A 15,131-nucleotide genomic window follows, 5' to 3' on the forward strand; every position below is an offset into this window, starting at 1 on the left:
GCCTGCTTGGGCTATGCTCACGCCGTGCGCGAGCGTGATGCCCACCATGTGGAGATCGACCGGCAGCGGCACGTCGAGTACCGCGATCCCAGCGAGTTCGACCGGATCGCCTTCGCCATGCGCGCGCTGGACCGCCTGCGGCCGAAGCGGATGACCGTGGCCGTCTACCCGGCCCTGGCATCGCTCCGCGTCGAGCGCGGGAGCAACTTGCAGCGCGGCGAGGGGGGCTCCTGGGCGATCGTCGGCATCCCGCCGCACGCGAGCCGCGAGCACATCGCCTACGCCCTCGCGGAGCTCGCCGGGGTCGAGTCGGTGCCCTACGCGGTGCAGAGCCTCCTCGCCGCCGACAGGAACGCCGGCGCCTAGGCGCGCCCGCTCGGAGGAGCCGTGCTCGCGGATCGAGCGCGGCCCCCGCCGCTCTCGCGCGCCTCGATCAGCACCGCTTCCGGCGCGCTCTCCGTGGTGTGGGACCGACCCGCACGTACGCCGCGCCCGCGCCTCCCCGGCCCGCGCCCTCGGCGGCGCACGCCGGAAGTTGCCGCCGGCCCGAGATCGCCGGAGCCGGGAGCGCGCGGCAGATGGTATTGCGCCCAGCACCAGGGAGAGCGAGTCTGCTCGCGTGCCCGCTCCGATCCGGCGACACATCGAGCGCCACCGCGCCGCCAAGGCGGTGTGGAGCGTCATCATCAGCCTGGATCGCCACAACGCGCCGCGCGCCGCGAGCGCCATGGCCTTCGACGCGTTCCTCAGCCTGATCCCCCTCGCCGCCTTCGCCGGCTACGTGCTCAGCCGGATCCACCAGTGGTCGGACGTCGTGGTGCGGCCGATCCTCCAGGCGGCGCCGCCGGGGGTGGCCGTGCTCGTCTCGGAGGAGCTCATCCGGCTCTCGCAGTCCTCGGCGGTCGCCCCGATCAGCATCACCGGCTTCCTCTGGATCACGTCCTCCGGGCTCTCGACCGCCATGGGCGTGTTCGACACCATCTACAACACGCGCGAGCGCCCCTGGTACATCCGCAGGGCGATCGCGGCGGCGTGCGTGATGGCCAGCCTGGCCGTGGTGCCCGTGGTCGCCGGCGTCGGCTTGCTGATCAGCACGCTGTCGGGCTCCATCGGCGCCCGCATCGTCGCGTTCGCGCTCCCCGCGGGGCTCGTCATCTGCATGGTCGCCGCGTTCTTCAGGATCTCGATCCAGCGGCCGAACGTCGAGCGACGCCGGATCTTCCCGGGCGCGGTGCTCACCGTGGTGCTCTGGTCGATCGTGTCGACCCTCTTCTCCCTCTACGTCGCCACCCTCGGCCGCTACGCCACGTTCTACGGGAGCCTCGCGACCGTCGCGATCTTCCTCTTCTGGCTGTGGCTGCTGGCCCTCGCGCTCCTCATCGGCGGCGAGCTGAACGCCCGCCTGGAGCGCGAGCGCGATGGGATGATCTCGATCCCGCCCCCGGGCAAGTGGAGCGCGCTGGAGCTCTCCCAGCTGCTCCACATCTCCGACCTGCCCCAGAGCTCCACGCCCCTGCCCCAGAGCTCCACGCCCCTGCCCCAGAGCTCCACACAGCCGCAGAGCGCCACGCTGCCCCGCGGCTCCGCGGGGCTGCTCACCGACAGCGACGGCGCGCAGCAAGACGAGGAGCGCGGCGCCCCGAGCTCGCCTCCGGCGCGGCGCGCCGCGGGCTAGGCCGGCGCGCCGGGAGGCCGATGCCCCCGGCGGCTGCGCTGAAGGACGGACGGTCGACGCCCGACAGCTCGGCTCGGCACGGGCGGTGAAAGCTCCGCCGATCGTTCGCCGCTCGGCGCTCACTCGGCGCGCATTCGCACGGTGGGTGCGCGCACTTCGCGCAGGGAGGTGTCGAGGGCGGGCGTGAGGGGGAGCAGTCGAGCGTGCACGCGCACTACGGAGCGGGCGGTGACGGGGGCGGCAGCCGACGCGCCGCGCCTTTGCCAGGGGATGCCGGGCTGTACTTCCTCGGATCGCTGCACGAGCTCGTCGCCGTCGGCCTGCACCGCCCGGCGCTCGAGGCGCTGTGCGCAGGGCAGCGCGACCTCGCGGAGCCGCCCATCGATCGCGCGTACCTGCTCAAGATCCTCGACGAGGAGATCTCCCGGCAGTTCGGTCACCCGCTCCGGCCGCTCATCGAGCTCGTGCTCAACGCCGCCGACGCGGCCCGCGCGCCGCAGCCGCTCGTCGACGTCACCGTCACCGACGGGCGGGTCGACGTCTGCGACACCGGCGTCGGCATGGGGCTGCGGGCAATCCTCTCACGGCTGCTCATCCCGTTCGCGACAGACAAGCGGCCCGGGATCGATCTGGGCCGCTTCGGCGTCGGGTTCTTCTCGGTGCTCGGGTTCGGGCTCCCGGATCCGGAGAGCTTCAGCCTGCACCTCACCACCGGCGACGGCATCGAGGGGTGGGCGATCCGCGTCGTGGCCTGGCCCGGCGCGGGCGACGCGCCGGACGCGCCCACCTCGGCGCCGGAGGAGGTCGGGAGCGCCCGCGGCCGCGCGGCGCCCGAGCTCGCCGCCGCCCTCATGTGCTCGGTCCGCCGGATCGCGCCGCTGCTCGGCACGCGCGTGCGCGTCACGTCGGCGCTGCTCGAGGCGAGCGCGGTGCGCGTGTACCTGCGCGACGCGCTCCACTTCTTCCCCGCGAGCCGCGCCCTCGTGCTGCTCGACGGCGCCGCCGTGAACGACGGCCGGCTCATCTCGGGCGGGCAGCTCGTCCAGGAGCGGATCGCGCATCCCGGTGGAGCCCTCGCCGGGGCGGGCGGCCCCGCCGGCGCGGGCGCGCCGGGCGCCGGGGCGGGCGGCCCCGCGGGGGCGGCGCGCGCGCGTCTCGAGGAGGCCGAGGAGGCGCACGAGCGCGCGCTCCTCGCGCGCTTCCACGTCGGCGGGCGGGGGCTGCTCCCGAGCATCTCGGCGGCCACCTTCCACGCCGGCGTCAAGGTCGACGCCTGCCTCGCCCTCGCCGAGCTCGCGCTCATCGATTTCCCGGCCGCGGTGGAGCTGACCGAGGGGCGCGACGCGCTCAAGGTCGGGCCGGAGTTCACCGCTGTCGCGACGGCCTTCTACCGGCGGCTCATCCAGCTCGCCGCCGCGAGCGGCGAGGGCCGGCGCACGCGCGACCGGCTCGCCGAGATGGCCGCGCAGATCAGCGCCCTCATGCTGCAGTCCGCGGGCTGGGACGAGGTGGCCCGCGATCTCGCGCGCGCCCTGCTCGGCCCCGGCCGCTGCATGGTGACGCCCGAGCGGCGCGAGGCGCTGCTCGGGTTCCTCGGGCCGAGCGTGGCCGAGCGGCTCTTCGTGCCCGAGAGCTTCTGGGCGGAGCGCGAGTGGCAGCCGTACCTGCCCGGCGAGCGCGAGCTCCTCGAGGACGAGCTCGAGCTCGACCCCGCGGAGACGCTCTCGGCCCTCGCGCGGCGCCGCGGCGACCTCGCGGGGCTGCCGCTGCTGCTCGCCCGCGCGGCGAACCCGCACACGACCATGGTCGCCCTCTGCCGCAGCCGGCTCCCGCCCGACCGCGGCGGCGCGGACGGCGCGGCGCCGCGCCGGGCTCCGGGCGCGCCCCCGCTCCCTGAGGCGGCGGGGCGGCGGCCTGCTGGCCCGCTGCCGTGCCTCGGGACGCGCCGGCTCCTGCTCATCCGCGACGACAGCCCGGCGGTGCGGCGGCCCTCCGGCTGGAGCGACTGGTACGCGCTGCGCGCCGCCTTCGACCGGGCCTCCGGGGTGCGCGAGGCCGATCTCGAGCGCGATCTCATCGTCGGCGAACCCGTGGACGGGGCGGCCTGCGCCGCGTCCCGGCCCGGTGAAAGGACGTCCGGAGGCGAGCCATGACCCAGATTTCCTACGGGCTTTTCTCGGAGCTGCTCCTCGTGCGGATCCACGGCCGCGCCGAGGCCTACCTCGAGGCGAGCAGCGCCGAGCGCCTCGCGCTCGTCGCCGCCTGCCGCAGCGAGGCCACGGTGCCCGACCTCGCGCAGCGCATCCTCTCGCGCACCATCTACGCGCAAGCGTCGTCGCGGATCGGCCCGCTGCGCGAGCTGCTCCAGAACGCGCTCGACGCCTCGCCCGTCGGCGCGCGCATCGAGGTCCGCTCGACCGAGGACGGGCGCGAGATCTCGGTCACCGACCAGGGCCGCGGCATGACCCGGACCGAGCTCCTGACCGACCTGCTCGTCCCCTTCCGGAGCGGCAAGGCAGGCGAGCTCGACGCGATCGGCGAGCACGGGATCGGCTTCTTCTCGGCGCTGGAGATCGCGCCCTGGATCGAGGTCGTCACGGCGACGGCCTCGGGCGGGCACCGGCTGCTCGTCGCGCCGCTCGGCGCGGGGCCGCGCCACGAGGACTTCTCGTGGACGCTGCTGCCCCTGCCCCGGCCGTCTCCCACGCCCTCGCCGCCCGCGGGGGAACACGCCGCGCGCCCCGGGCGCGTGCCGGCGCCGCCGCGCCGCCCGGCGACGGGCACCTCGGTGCGGCTCTCGCTGGCGCAGCCGATCTCGCGGCCGGCGCTCGCCGCGGAGATCGCCGCGGCGGCGGGGCTTGTCGACCCGGCGGTCGCGCGGATCTACGTGGACGGCGCGCTCGTCAACACGGCGCGGGCGCGCCTCCGCCGCGCCGCGGAGGTGCCGCTCCGGCTGCCGCCGTCGGGCGACATCTGCGGCGCGCTCGAGCTGTTCGTGGGCCGGGGCGACGGCGTCGAGCCGCAGCTCACGATCACCCAGAAGGGGCTCACCGTGGCGACGCGGGTCGACCCCTTCCCTGGCCCGGAGCTCGGGCTGCACCGCGAGCTCGCGCGGGCGATCACGGCGGCCGGCTTCGGCCTCGTCGCGGAGCTGCCGCTCGGCGTGCCGCTCAACAAGGGCCGCTCCGCGGTCGCGGCGAGCGCGTCCGCGGCGGTCGAGGCGGCGCTCGTCGCTGCGTTCGAGCGCTTCATCCTGCGCGACGCCCTGTACGACCGCGAGCTCCTGCGCGCGGTGGATCACCGGCTCTCGTCGGTGCTCGACCGGCTCGTGCACGCGGCGCTGCTCGGCGAGAGCATCATGATCGCCTCCGCCCAGGCGGCGGACGAGCTCGATCCGCTCGCGCGCACGCCCACGGTGGCGGCGCCCGAGCAGGTCATCCGCTTCGCGGGCGGGCTGCTCGACGCGCCCCTCTTCCGGTCGATCGTGGTCGACGCAGGCCAGCGGCCGCCGGGGGCGCCGCCCGCGCCCCTCGGCCAGCTCCACTGGCGCGGCGCGGCGCTCACGCTGCGCGAGCTGCTCCAGGCCCACCGTGCCGGCGTGCTCCGCCCGCTCGAGGGCGCCCCGCTGCTGCCGTCGACCCAGGCCCGGAGCACCGCCCGCTGGCCGCTGGGCGCCTCGTCGGCGGCGCCCGAGCCAGCGGCCGGGGCGCCGGGCGCGCGGCCCGGGGAGCTCGTGTACCTCGCGCTCGACGAGCCGCTGGCGCTGGCGTTCTGGCGGCGCCTCGCCACCGAGGGCGCGGCCGCGCAGCACGCCCAGCCCGCCGCGGCGGCGGCGCCGCCGCGGCCGCCGGGCGCCGCGCCGTGCCCGATGCCCCGCACCTCGCGCGACGTGCTCCTGAAGACGGCGGCCGACGTGCCCGGCGTCCGCGCCGCGGCCGCGGCCATGACGATCATCGAGCGGCTCGACGCGGCGATCTCCGAGTCGGCGGACCTGCCGACGTCGCCGATCTGGGCGCACCAGGACCTCTACGGCCCCGACGAGATGGCGCACACCGACGGGAGCGGCATCAGCGTGAACCTCGCCTCGGCGCGGGTGCGGGCGCTGCTCACCGCGGTGCTCCTGCGCGACGACGCCGTCGCGTTCACCGCGCTCACCGATCTCCTGCTCCACGAGAAGACGCACGTCTCGCTGGCGAGCTACGTCCCGCGCCCCATGGCCGAGCACGGCACGAGCTTCTACCGCCGCAAGGACTGGATGCGACGCCGCTTGCTCGCGGCGATCACGAGCGGCGCTGTCGTCGACCCGATCCGCTGGCTCGCGGTCGCGCGGCGAGGGCTCGTGAGCTCGGCGCTGCCGGCCCCGGAGGAGCTCTCGCGGGCTTTTCAGGCGGCGGCCGCGGCGGCGTGAAGGGTGCGCGGCTCGCTGGGGAGCGGTGTTTGAGGCCACCGCGGCGGCTGCGGTTCAACCTGGAGGCTGTCCACAGGCTCGGGGGTGAATTGAATTTCAACCCGGAGGCTGTCCGCAGGCTCGGGGGTGAATTGAATTTCAACCTGGAGGCTGTCCGCAGGTGATGGGGGTGAATTGAATTTCAACCTGGAGGCTGTCCGCAGGTAGTGGGGGTGAATTGAATTTCAACCCGAGGCTATCGTGAGCAGGCTGTCGTGAGAAAGCTCACTTCGGACCGAGCTTCAGGCGTCGAGCCCGAGGATGCGCAAGAGATGGAGCTCCGTCTCCCTCCGGAACGGCTCCTGTTCCTCAAACTCGGCGCGGAGCGCGTCGAGGGCCCATTGTGCCGCCTCGCGCGCGTCCGGCCTACCGAGCGCCGAGCGGCTCGCGGCGATCCGGCAGAGCGCCAGCGCCCCATCTTGCGAAGCGAGGCCACCATCGAGTTGCCATTGATGGGGATGTTGTCCGGTGCTGGAGAGCGCCTCACCTCGCGCAGCAATGCTGGCGTGAAGTGGCGCAGCCTCGAGGGCCTTGCCGGCGAACGTTTCGGCCTCCGCGTGACGCCCCTGCGCGGCGAGCACGTCCGCGAGGCTGATCTCAATCTGGACGACGCTCGAACAGGCGCTCACCTTCGCTCGCTCGGAGCACCTGGGATTGAAGGAACAGCGCCTCGGCTCGCTCGAAGCTGACGATGCGATCGAGCCCCTGGTGGAGAACGCCGCGTCGCCGGCAGCCCCGTCGATCGCGCCGCCCCCGCGGCGCCGCTCGTCGAGGATAGCGACGAGGCCGAACCGGCGGAGGAGCGCGCCGTCGCGGCGCTCTCAGACCGTGATCACACTGCCCCACGGACACCTTGGCCGGCACAGCTCGGCACATTCCGTCGGCGCGCGATCGCCGGGGCCGCGCGCTCCGGGGCTCAGCGGGAGACGAGGTCCTTCATCCAGGCGACGTCGTCGGGCCTCGTCTCCTGGATCGCGCCGGCCCACTCCTCGTCGGTCATGCGCGCGAAGTCCTCGGTGATCTTCTCGAAGTACGACGAGGCGAGCCCCACGAACGCGCGCGGCGTCCCGCAGGGGTCGGCGGTGACGACCATGAGCCGCGGCAGGCCGGTGCCCACGTGCAGCACGCGCCCGACCGGTGACCCGAGCTCGTCGGTCGGCTGCGTGTGCACGTCGGCGATCGTCGGATCCTGGGTCACGCCCTCGATCACGTTGAAGAAGAGCTCGGCGTACCAGCCCTCGGCGCCCTCGGGGGAGCCGCAGCCCATCTGGATCTTGACCGCCTGGTTGATGAAATCGAGGTGCGCCTGCGTGAGGGGCACGCCGGCGCGCTCGTTCGTGGCCATCTCGCCGAGTATCGTCGCGACGTCGTGGAGCCGCGTGAAGTAGGCCGGGATCGCCTCCTCGAGCCACGGCGCGCTCGAGAGATCGAGCGTCTCGACGACCTTGCCGCCGTGCTCGGCCAGCTCGGCGATGCGCGCGTAGAACGCCGGGTACGGGTCCACGTAGGCGTCCGGGAACTCGCAGGTGGCGCCGCCGGTGTACGACTGCTTGGCGTAGAGCAACGTGTCGTGCCGGAGCTCGGCCCAGGAGGCGAGCTGGGTGTTCAGCAGGCGCCGGCCCCACGCCTCGGTCTTCGCCACCTCCGGCAGCCCCTCGGTGTCGGCGAGCGCCCGCGCCGGCGACAGCTCCCGCAGCGCGACGAGCCAGCGGTTGTAGAGGTTCTTGCTCCAGAAGTCCGCCGGGTGCGCGTCGACGAGCACGCGCATCATGTGCAGGTCGGGCGCGTAGCGGAACTGGCCGAGCTCGGACCCGAGCAGCAGGCCCGCCTGATCGTTGCCCAGCGCGGCGAAGCCCACGTCGAGCGGGTTCGGCATCATGCGCTTGACGGCGCCGCCCTGCACCCGGTCGTAGACGACGTTCGAGAACACGTGCGAGTCGACCACGTACCGCTGGCCGAGCATCGCGAAGCTCGACGAGAGCGGCAGCGTGCCCTTGCCGAGCCCGTTGATCATGATGTGGCTCGAGATCCGCTGCGTCCCGTGCCCCTTCTTCACGATGACCTCGGCGATCCGCTCGTCCGCGACGCCGGCGAGCCCGGCGGCGTCGCTGAGGTCGAGGTCCTTGAGCAGGGCGTCGAGCTCGGGCAGCGTCATGTAGTCGCTCTCGCCGACGAAGGCCTGGATCGCGTCGTCGATGCGCGTGTAGCGGTCGAGGGTCTTCGCCTCGGCGAGCGCGCGCAGCACGTACGCGCCCTCGAGCTGCCGCCGCTGGAAGAGCTGCGTGCCGTCGGGCTGGGTCTCCAGGAAGCGGAAGTCCACGCGGCCGAGCCACATCATGCTGCGGAAGTAGCGCCCGAGCTCGGGCTGGTCGGTGTAGTGGCCGCGGGGCTCGAACTGCGAGAAGTCCATGGTCCGGTCGGAGCCGAAGAGGCTCACCTCGGCCGTGCCCTGGTGGGCCCTGGCGCCCGCGACGAGCTCGTCGATCGTCGCGGCGCTGGCGCCCGCGACGGGCGCGACGCTCTCCTCGGTGAGCAGCGCGAGCGCCACGGCCGTGAAGAGGTCCGCGTCGGCGCGCGCCTCGTCGCCGAGCTCGCTGCCCGCGCCGGCGGCGAGCCGCGCGCGCATCTCCTCGAGCATCCTGGTGAGCTCGGGGGCGAGCGCCGCGAGCTCCACGGCCTTGAGGATCGCGTCGTAGGAGCGGTGGACCGCGTACAGGATCGAGTCCGCGGAGACGTAGAGCGGCAGGTCGAGCGCGTAGATGCTCTCGTATCCGTACACGAAGGTCGGGAAGCTCTTCTTCTCCGAGATGACGAAGCCGTTCTTCGAGAGCTTCGCGAGCTCGTCCGCGTCGAGGCCGAGCGAGGAGCCCTGGATGAGCGACAGGTGCTCCGCGTCCGCCGGCGCGTAGGGCAGGCTCGAGGCGAAGGCGACGGCGTACTTCGAGGCGAAGTCCCCGGCGGTCATGTCCGCCGAGGCCTCGCGCTCGCCGAGCAGCGCGGTGAGCTCCGCCTGCTGCTCGGGCCCGAGCTGCGCGGGCGGAGTCTCCGTGCCGCCCGGGCCGGGCTCGGGCTGCGGGCGGCTCTCGCCGGAGCAGCCGCCGGCGAGGGCGAGGAGGATCGCGGCGATGGAAAAGTGAAGGAGCGTTCTGGGCATCGGGTTCCCCTTTCAGAGCGCGCCTCTCCGTGGGCGCGGCATGCCCGACGTGAGCAAGGACGATGCCGGGCTCGCCGTCGCGGCCACGATGCCTGTCAAGTCAAGCCGGCCTGGGCTTCTGGAGCTGCTTCATGGCGTATCCAATACCAGTCTGCAGCGAGCCGAACGTGTAGATGCCACCGAGGTTGAACTCGAGTGCCATGAGCGCCGTGGCGACCTCTGGCCGGATGCCGGTCAGCACCACCTGCGCGCCGAGGAGCTTGACCGCCTTCACCGCGTTGGCGATGCCCTGCACCGCCCGCGCATCGATTTTCCGCACGCCGGTGATATCGATGATGACGATCCGCGCCTCCCGCGCCACGACGCCGTTCAGCAGCGTCTCCATGATCTGCATCGAGCGGCGATCGTCCACGGAGCCGATCACCGGCATGGCCAGGATCTGGTCCGCGATCGGCATGAGCGGCGTCGAGAGCTCCTCGAGCAGGAGCGCCTGGGTCTCCACCACCTGCTGGAGGCGCTGGCGCTCCTCCTCCTCGAGGCGCTTGCGCTCGGTGAGATCTCGCGCGACGCAGACGAGCCCCTGGCTCTCCCCGACGCTGTCGGAGATGACGGAGGTCGAGAGAGAGACAGCGATGATCTCCCCTGCCTTCTTCTGAAACGCCGTCTCCTCGAGCAGGATGCTGCTCTCGTCAGTGCCCATGGCGCAGGGGAACGCGGCTGGAAAGATGCTGCTGGCAGGCGCGCCCACGAGCTCCTCGGCGGCGTAGCCCGACAGGCGGCACGCCGCGGCGTTCACGCTGGCGATGGTGCCCGCCTTGTCCACGACGACGAGCAGATCGCTCATCGACTGGAGGATGTTATCGACGTACTCCTTGGACACCACCCTGGAGGCCAGCTCCTCGGCCACCATGTTCAGGCCGAGCGCCAGCGCGTCCCAGGCGTCGCCTTCCTCGCTGACCTCCGCTCGCTTCGAGAAGTCGAACGACACGATGGAGTTGAGCATCACCATGATCTCGTTGAGCCGGCGCTCCAACCGCTCCTCCCTCGCTCGCCGGTCGAGCACCTCCTCCACCAGCGCCTGGGCGGCGCGCTTCGCCAGGTCGAAGCTGGCCACGCCTGGGACCACGCCCAGCGCTGGATTCCCCTCAAGGAGGACCGAGCAGAGTTCCGCAACACGAGAGTCGGTCGACGGCTCTCCTTCGCTCACGAACGAAACCCTTTCAACCACTCGACCGCGGCCGTCTCGTCGGAGAAAATCTTCGACGGGTTGGCGCGCCTCCCGTTGATCGCGCTGTAGACCGCCAGCCAGATGTTCGCGATGGTCGTGCTCAAGGGCGAGTCGGTCAGCATCGCCAGAGCAGGCCAGCTCGCCATCGACTCGGGGCCTCCGTAGTAGGACCGGGCGTCGCGGTCGATCGCCCTCACCTTGGTGAGATCGACGAGCGCCGGCCGCCGCACGCCGTTGCCGATCGTGTTGATGCCGGCGATGACCTCTCTGGCGATCTGGAGTGTCTGATGGGTCCCGGGCGCGAACTCGACCCGGACAATCCCGTTCACCTCGTCGAGCCAGATCTTGCCGGACGAGAAGGTTACTGCCGCACTGTTGCCCATCCCTGTCCTCCTCACACCGACAGAACGCTCCTGGAGACCCCCCCGCCGTGGACGCACCAGAGCGGCCGCTCCCAGGGCTGCCTCTTCATCTCCTACCGTAGTTACAGGAGTTCCATCGGGGAGTGTAGCATTTCATTGTAGACACCTCGGGAACAGCAGCGCAGCTGCACGCCCGAGCAGACGTCGAGCGAGGGACCACAGGAGCGCTCCGTGTGCTCCGCTCTGCCCTCGACGCGCGGCGCGGCCGCCCGGCGCCCCGCGCACCTCACTGTGGTCCTCAGGGGCGGATATCCACGGCGAGCATGCGCTCCCTGAGCCGCTCTGCCAGGACCCTGACGTGAGGCTCTCGGAGCATCGTATGATGAGATCCTGGCACTTCATGGATCTCGATCGGTTGCGACGAGATCCCATCCAAGGGCTGATAGAGAGTCCCGTAGGGCTCCGTCACCGGACCGAAGGGGCCGGGCGGCGGCTGCTGCGCTGCCCTGAAATAGACCACACGACCTGCATAACAGGGCATCACGTAGGAGCGAGCGGCCCGCCCGTGAGCCGCCCCGAGCCGCTTGACTGCGTCGGTGAAGCCCGGCGCCACGCCGCGCGCCGCGCCGAGGACGAGCTCCGTCAGCTCGCCTTCGTCGAGCCGGCGGAGCTCGTCGTACGCCATCGCGGGGCGGGCCATCCTCGCGGACTCGACGAGCTGCCACAGCCGGCGCTCAGGGGTGCTCCGGATCGAGGTGTAACCATCGATCATGGCCAGCAGCGCGACGCGCTCACCGCACCTCACGAGCTGGTGGGCCATCTCGAACGCAACGAGCCCGCCGAGCGACCAGCCGCCGAGCAGGTAAGGGCCAGTCTGCTTCACGGCCCGGATGGCCTCGAGGTAACGCGCGGCCATGTCCTCGATCCGATCGTCGGGCGCGGCGCCGTCGTCCAGCCCGCTCGCCTGGATGCCGTAGAAGGGCCGCTCCGTCCCAAGGTGGCGAGCGAGATCGGTGTAGCAGAGCACCGGCCCGCCGAACGGGTGTACACAGAAGAACGGCGATCCCTCGCCGCCGGGCTGGATCGCGACGAGCGGCGACCTTCGCGGCGCGGAGCCGTCCTGGCGCGCGCGCTCGCCGCCCGGCGACGCGGGCAAATCGAGCGCGTCCAGCGTGCGCTCGACGCCTCGCGCGAGCGCCGCGACGCTCGGATGCTCGAGCAGCAGGTTGACCGGCAGCTTGACCTTGAAGCTCAGCTCGAGCCGGTTGCGGAGCTCCAGGCTCATCAGCGAGTCGAGCCCGAGATCGAGCAAGCTCGCGCCCGGCGCGATCCTCTCTGGACCGTCCAGCCCCAGCGTCTGCGCCACGGAGGTCTGCAGCCACCCCTCCAGCAGCCGCCGGCGCTCGTCGGCCGTGGCCGCCCTGAGACGCTCGACCAGGGGGCTCGCCGCCGCCCCACCCGCCGGCTCGGGCGCGGGCGCGCCGCCGGACGCGCGCGGCGCGCCCGGGGCGTCCGGCGCCTCCGGTCGCTCGCGCTGGACCCAGTGCCGCGTCCGCTGCCAGGCATACGTCGGCAGCGAGACGCAGCGACCTCCAGCCGGATAGAGGCGCTTCCACTCGACGGCATGGCCGTGCGCGTGGAGCGCCCCGAGCGACTGCAGCAGGCACCGCCGCGCCGGGAGCCCTCGCCGGAGCGAGGAGACCGCATGAGCCTCCGCCCCCCGCGTGGAGAAGCACTGCTGGAGGTGGCCGGAGAGGACCGGGTGCGGCCCGACCTCGAGGAAGATCCGGTGCCCCGCGGCCAGCGCCGCGTCGACGGCGCCCGCGAACCGCACCGGCTCCCTCATGTTCCTCGCCCAGTACGCCGGTTCGAGCTCGCTCCCCGCGACCGGCGCGCCGGTCACCGTGCTGAACAGGGGCAGCGCCGCCTTCCGCGGAGAGAGCCCGGAGAGCGCGATCTCGAGCTCGCGATCCAGCGGCGCCATCTGCGCGCTGTGGAACGCGTGGCTCACCGGCAGCATGCGGCAGTCCACCCCCTCCTCGTGGAGGCGGCGCAGCACGTCCGAGAGCGCCGCCTCCTCGCCGGCCAGCACGGCCGAGCGCGGATCGTTGACGGCGGCGATGGTGAGCCGATCGCCCGAGGACTCGATGACATGCGCCGCCTGCTCGGCCGGCACCGCGACGAGGGCCATCTTCCCGCGCCCCTTCGTCCGCTGCATCAGGCGCCCGCGCAGCACCACCAGCCGGACGGCTTCGTCCAGGCTCAGGGCGCCCGCGATGTGCGCGGCGGCGACCTCGCCGACGCTGTGCCCGACGACCGCGCCGGGCCGGATGTCCAGGGACCGCCAGAGCTCGGTCATCGCCACCTGGACGGCGAGGAGCGCCGGCTGGGCCACCTCCGTCTCCTGCAAGCGCGAGGTCGCCTCGGGCGCCGCGAGCTCGTCCAGGAGCGACCAGCCCGCGTGGCGCCGCACGAGCGCGTCGCAGGCCTCGAGCGCGGCGCGGTAGCTCGGCTCCTCCGCGAACAGCTCCCGGTGCATACCGGCCCACTGCGACCCCTGCCCCGAGAACACGAAGACCACCCTGGCCCGCGCTCCCGGCTCCGCGACGCCCCGGGTCGCCCCCGGAGGCGCCTGTCCCTCGACGCAGGCGTCCAGCGACGCCGCGAGCTCCTCCCGAGAGCTCCCCACCACGGCCAAGCGGTGGCTGTGGTGGCTCCGCCGGACGCTCGCCGTGTAGGCGATGTCCGAGAGGCGCGGGGACGCGCCGGTGACGGGCTCGCGCAGGAGATCGCGGAGCGCGCGTGCCGCCGCGAGGAGCGCCTCCGGGGTCCGCGCCGAGAGGGGCAGGAGCACGACCGGCGCCTCGCCCGCAGAGGCGGCGGCGCTCGGCGGCGCCTCCTCGAGGATCACATGCGCGTTGGTCCCGCTCAGGCCGAACGCGCTCACGCCGGCGAGGCGCGCAGCGCCGCCCGCCTTCCACGCGAGCTTGCGCGCGGGGATGGTGAGCGACGTGCCCTCCAGCTTGATGCGCGGGTTGAGCGCCCTGAAGTGGAGGTTCGCCGGGATGGCGCCGTGCTGGAGGGCGAGCACCGCCTTGATCAACCCCGCCACACCGGCGGCCGCCTCGAGGTGACCGATGTTCGTCTTCACCGCCCCGAGGACACACCCGGCCTCGGTCGCGCGCGGCCCCCCCAGGACCTGGGCGAGCGCCTCGACCTCGATCGGATCTCCCAGCGGCGTCCCCGTCCCGTGCGTCTCCACATACCCGATCTCCGAGGCCTGCACGCCGGCGCTCTCCAGGGCCTTCTTCAGCATCGATTGTTGCGAGAGGACGTTGGGAGCGGTCATCCCCGTGGAGCGGCCGTCCTGGTTGACCGCCGAGCCCCGGATGACGGCGCAGATGGGGTCGCCGTCGGCCTGCGCGTCAGAGAGCCGCTTCAGGAGCACGAGCCCGCACCCCTCGCCGCGAACGAAGCCGCTCGCCTCCGCGTCGAAGACCTTGCACCGGCCGTCCGGCGAGAGCGCCCCTGTCGTCGAGATGAGCCGCATCATCACGGGCGACAGGATGAGGTTGACCCCGCCCGAGAGGGCGAGCGAGCACTCGCCGCTCCGCAGGCTCTGGCACGCGAGGTGAATCGCCACGAGCGACGACGAGCACGCCGTATCGACGGTCAGGCTCGGCCCCTGGAGGCCGAGCGTGTAGGACAGCCTGCCTGCGGGGAAAGAGAAGAAATTGCCCGTCATGGCGTGGATGTCCTGCGCGCCGGGCTCGAACGCGCCGCACAGGTGGGCGTAATCGTTGTTGCTCATGCCCAGGAAGACGCCCGTGCTGGTGCCCGCGAGCCGCTCCGGGACCTGCCCCCCCCGCTCCAGGGCCTCCCAGGCCACCTCGAGCAGGAGGCGCTGCTGCGGATCCATGGTCATCGCCTCCCGGGGCGAGATGCCGAAGAACCGCGCGTCGAACAGGTCCACCTCCCGGAGGAAGGCGCCCCAGCGGACAGCGCGCGCCCGCGGATCCGGGGCCTCGTCGGGCGTCAGATCGAGGCGCCACCGCTCGGCGGGGATCTCCATGACCGCGTCCACGCCGTCCTCGAGCAGCCGCCAGTAGGCCTCCGGCGTCGACGCGCCGCCCGGGAACCGGCACGCCATGCCGATGACGGCGATCGGCTCGGACCTGGCGCGCGCGAGGGCATCTCGCTCGGATCGGAGCTCCCGGATGGTGGCGATCGCTTGCCGTAAACGAGCCTCGTAATCTGTCACCGGC

At 72.8% G+C, this 15,131-nt stretch carries 9 protein-coding genes; 4 read left to right on the plus strand and 5 right to left on the minus strand.

Features of this window, described 5'->3' with window-relative positions; genetic code table 11:
• Positions 1-24 precede the first annotated feature (24 nt).
• The 4 genes from WME89_RS39965 to WME89_RS39980 all read left to right on the plus strand — a co-directional run bounded on the left by WME89_RS39965 (position 25) and on the right by WME89_RS39980 (position 6,083).
• On the plus strand, positions 25-366 hold the full coding sequence (locus tag WME89_RS39965; RefSeq protein WP_437501720.1) for a hypothetical protein: 342 nt from the start codon (positions 25-27) through the stop codon (positions 364-366).
• Between the two features lie 253 nt (positions 367-619).
• Positions 620-1,675, plus strand: coding sequence for a YihY/virulence factor BrkB family protein (locus WME89_RS39970; RefSeq protein ID WP_438004834.1), 1,056 nt, complete (start codon positions 620-622; stop codon positions 1,673-1,675).
• A 203-nt stretch (positions 1,676-1,878) separates the two neighbouring features.
• Positions 1,879-3,828 (plus strand): ATP-binding protein, encoded by a 1,950-nt coding sequence (locus WME89_RS39975; protein WP_438004835.1) that lies wholly within the window; start codon positions 1,879-1,881, stop codon positions 3,826-3,828.
• Entirely contained in the window at positions 3,825-6,083 is a 2,259-nt protein-coding gene (locus WME89_RS39980; protein WP_438004836.1) for an ATP-binding protein, read from the plus strand. The genes WME89_RS39975 and WME89_RS39980 overlap by 4 nt, the downstream gene beginning before the upstream one ends.
• Positions 6,084-6,364: 281 nt before the next feature.
• On the opposite strand, the gene WME89_RS39985 is transcribed toward WME89_RS39980, so the two are convergent.
• The 5 genes from WME89_RS39985 to WME89_RS40005 all read right to left on the minus strand — a co-directional run bounded on the left by WME89_RS39985 (position 6,365) and on the right by WME89_RS40005 (position 15,127).
• Positions 6,365-6,751, minus strand: a complete 387-nt coding sequence (locus WME89_RS39985) for a hypothetical protein (RefSeq protein WP_438004837.1) — start codon at positions 6,749-6,751, stop codon at positions 6,365-6,367.
• A 287-nt stretch (positions 6,752-7,038) separates the two neighbouring features.
• On the minus strand, positions 7,039-9,276 hold the full coding sequence (locus tag WME89_RS39990) for a DUF3160 domain-containing protein (protein ID WP_438004838.1): 2,238 nt from the start codon (positions 9,274-9,276) through the stop codon (positions 7,039-7,041).
• Between the two features lie 100 nt (positions 9,277-9,376).
• Positions 9,377-10,390: a PAS domain S-box protein gene (locus WME89_RS39995; RefSeq protein WP_438004839.1), complete on the minus strand. Its 1,014-nt coding sequence runs from the start codon at positions 10,388-10,390 to the stop codon at positions 9,377-9,379.
• Positions 10,391-10,479: 89 nt separating this feature from the next.
• The gene (locus WME89_RS40000; RefSeq protein ID WP_438004840.1) at positions 10,480-10,887 is read right to left on the minus strand and encodes a DUF7793 family protein; all 408 of its coding nucleotides are present in this window, start codon (positions 10,885-10,887) and stop codon (positions 10,480-10,482) included.
• A 277-nt stretch (positions 10,888-11,164) separates the two neighbouring features.
• A complete protein-coding gene (locus tag WME89_RS40005) occupies positions 11,165-15,127 on the minus strand; it encodes a type I polyketide synthase (RefSeq protein ID WP_438004841.1) in 3,963 nt (1,320 codons plus the stop codon).
• Between the last annotated feature and the right edge of the window lie 4 nt (positions 15,128-15,131).

It is taken from the genome of Sorangium sp. So ce321, assembly GCF_051530195.1.
In the GTDB taxonomy this organism is placed as follows: Bacteria; Myxococcota_A; Polyangia; order Polyangiales; family Polyangiaceae; genus Sorangium.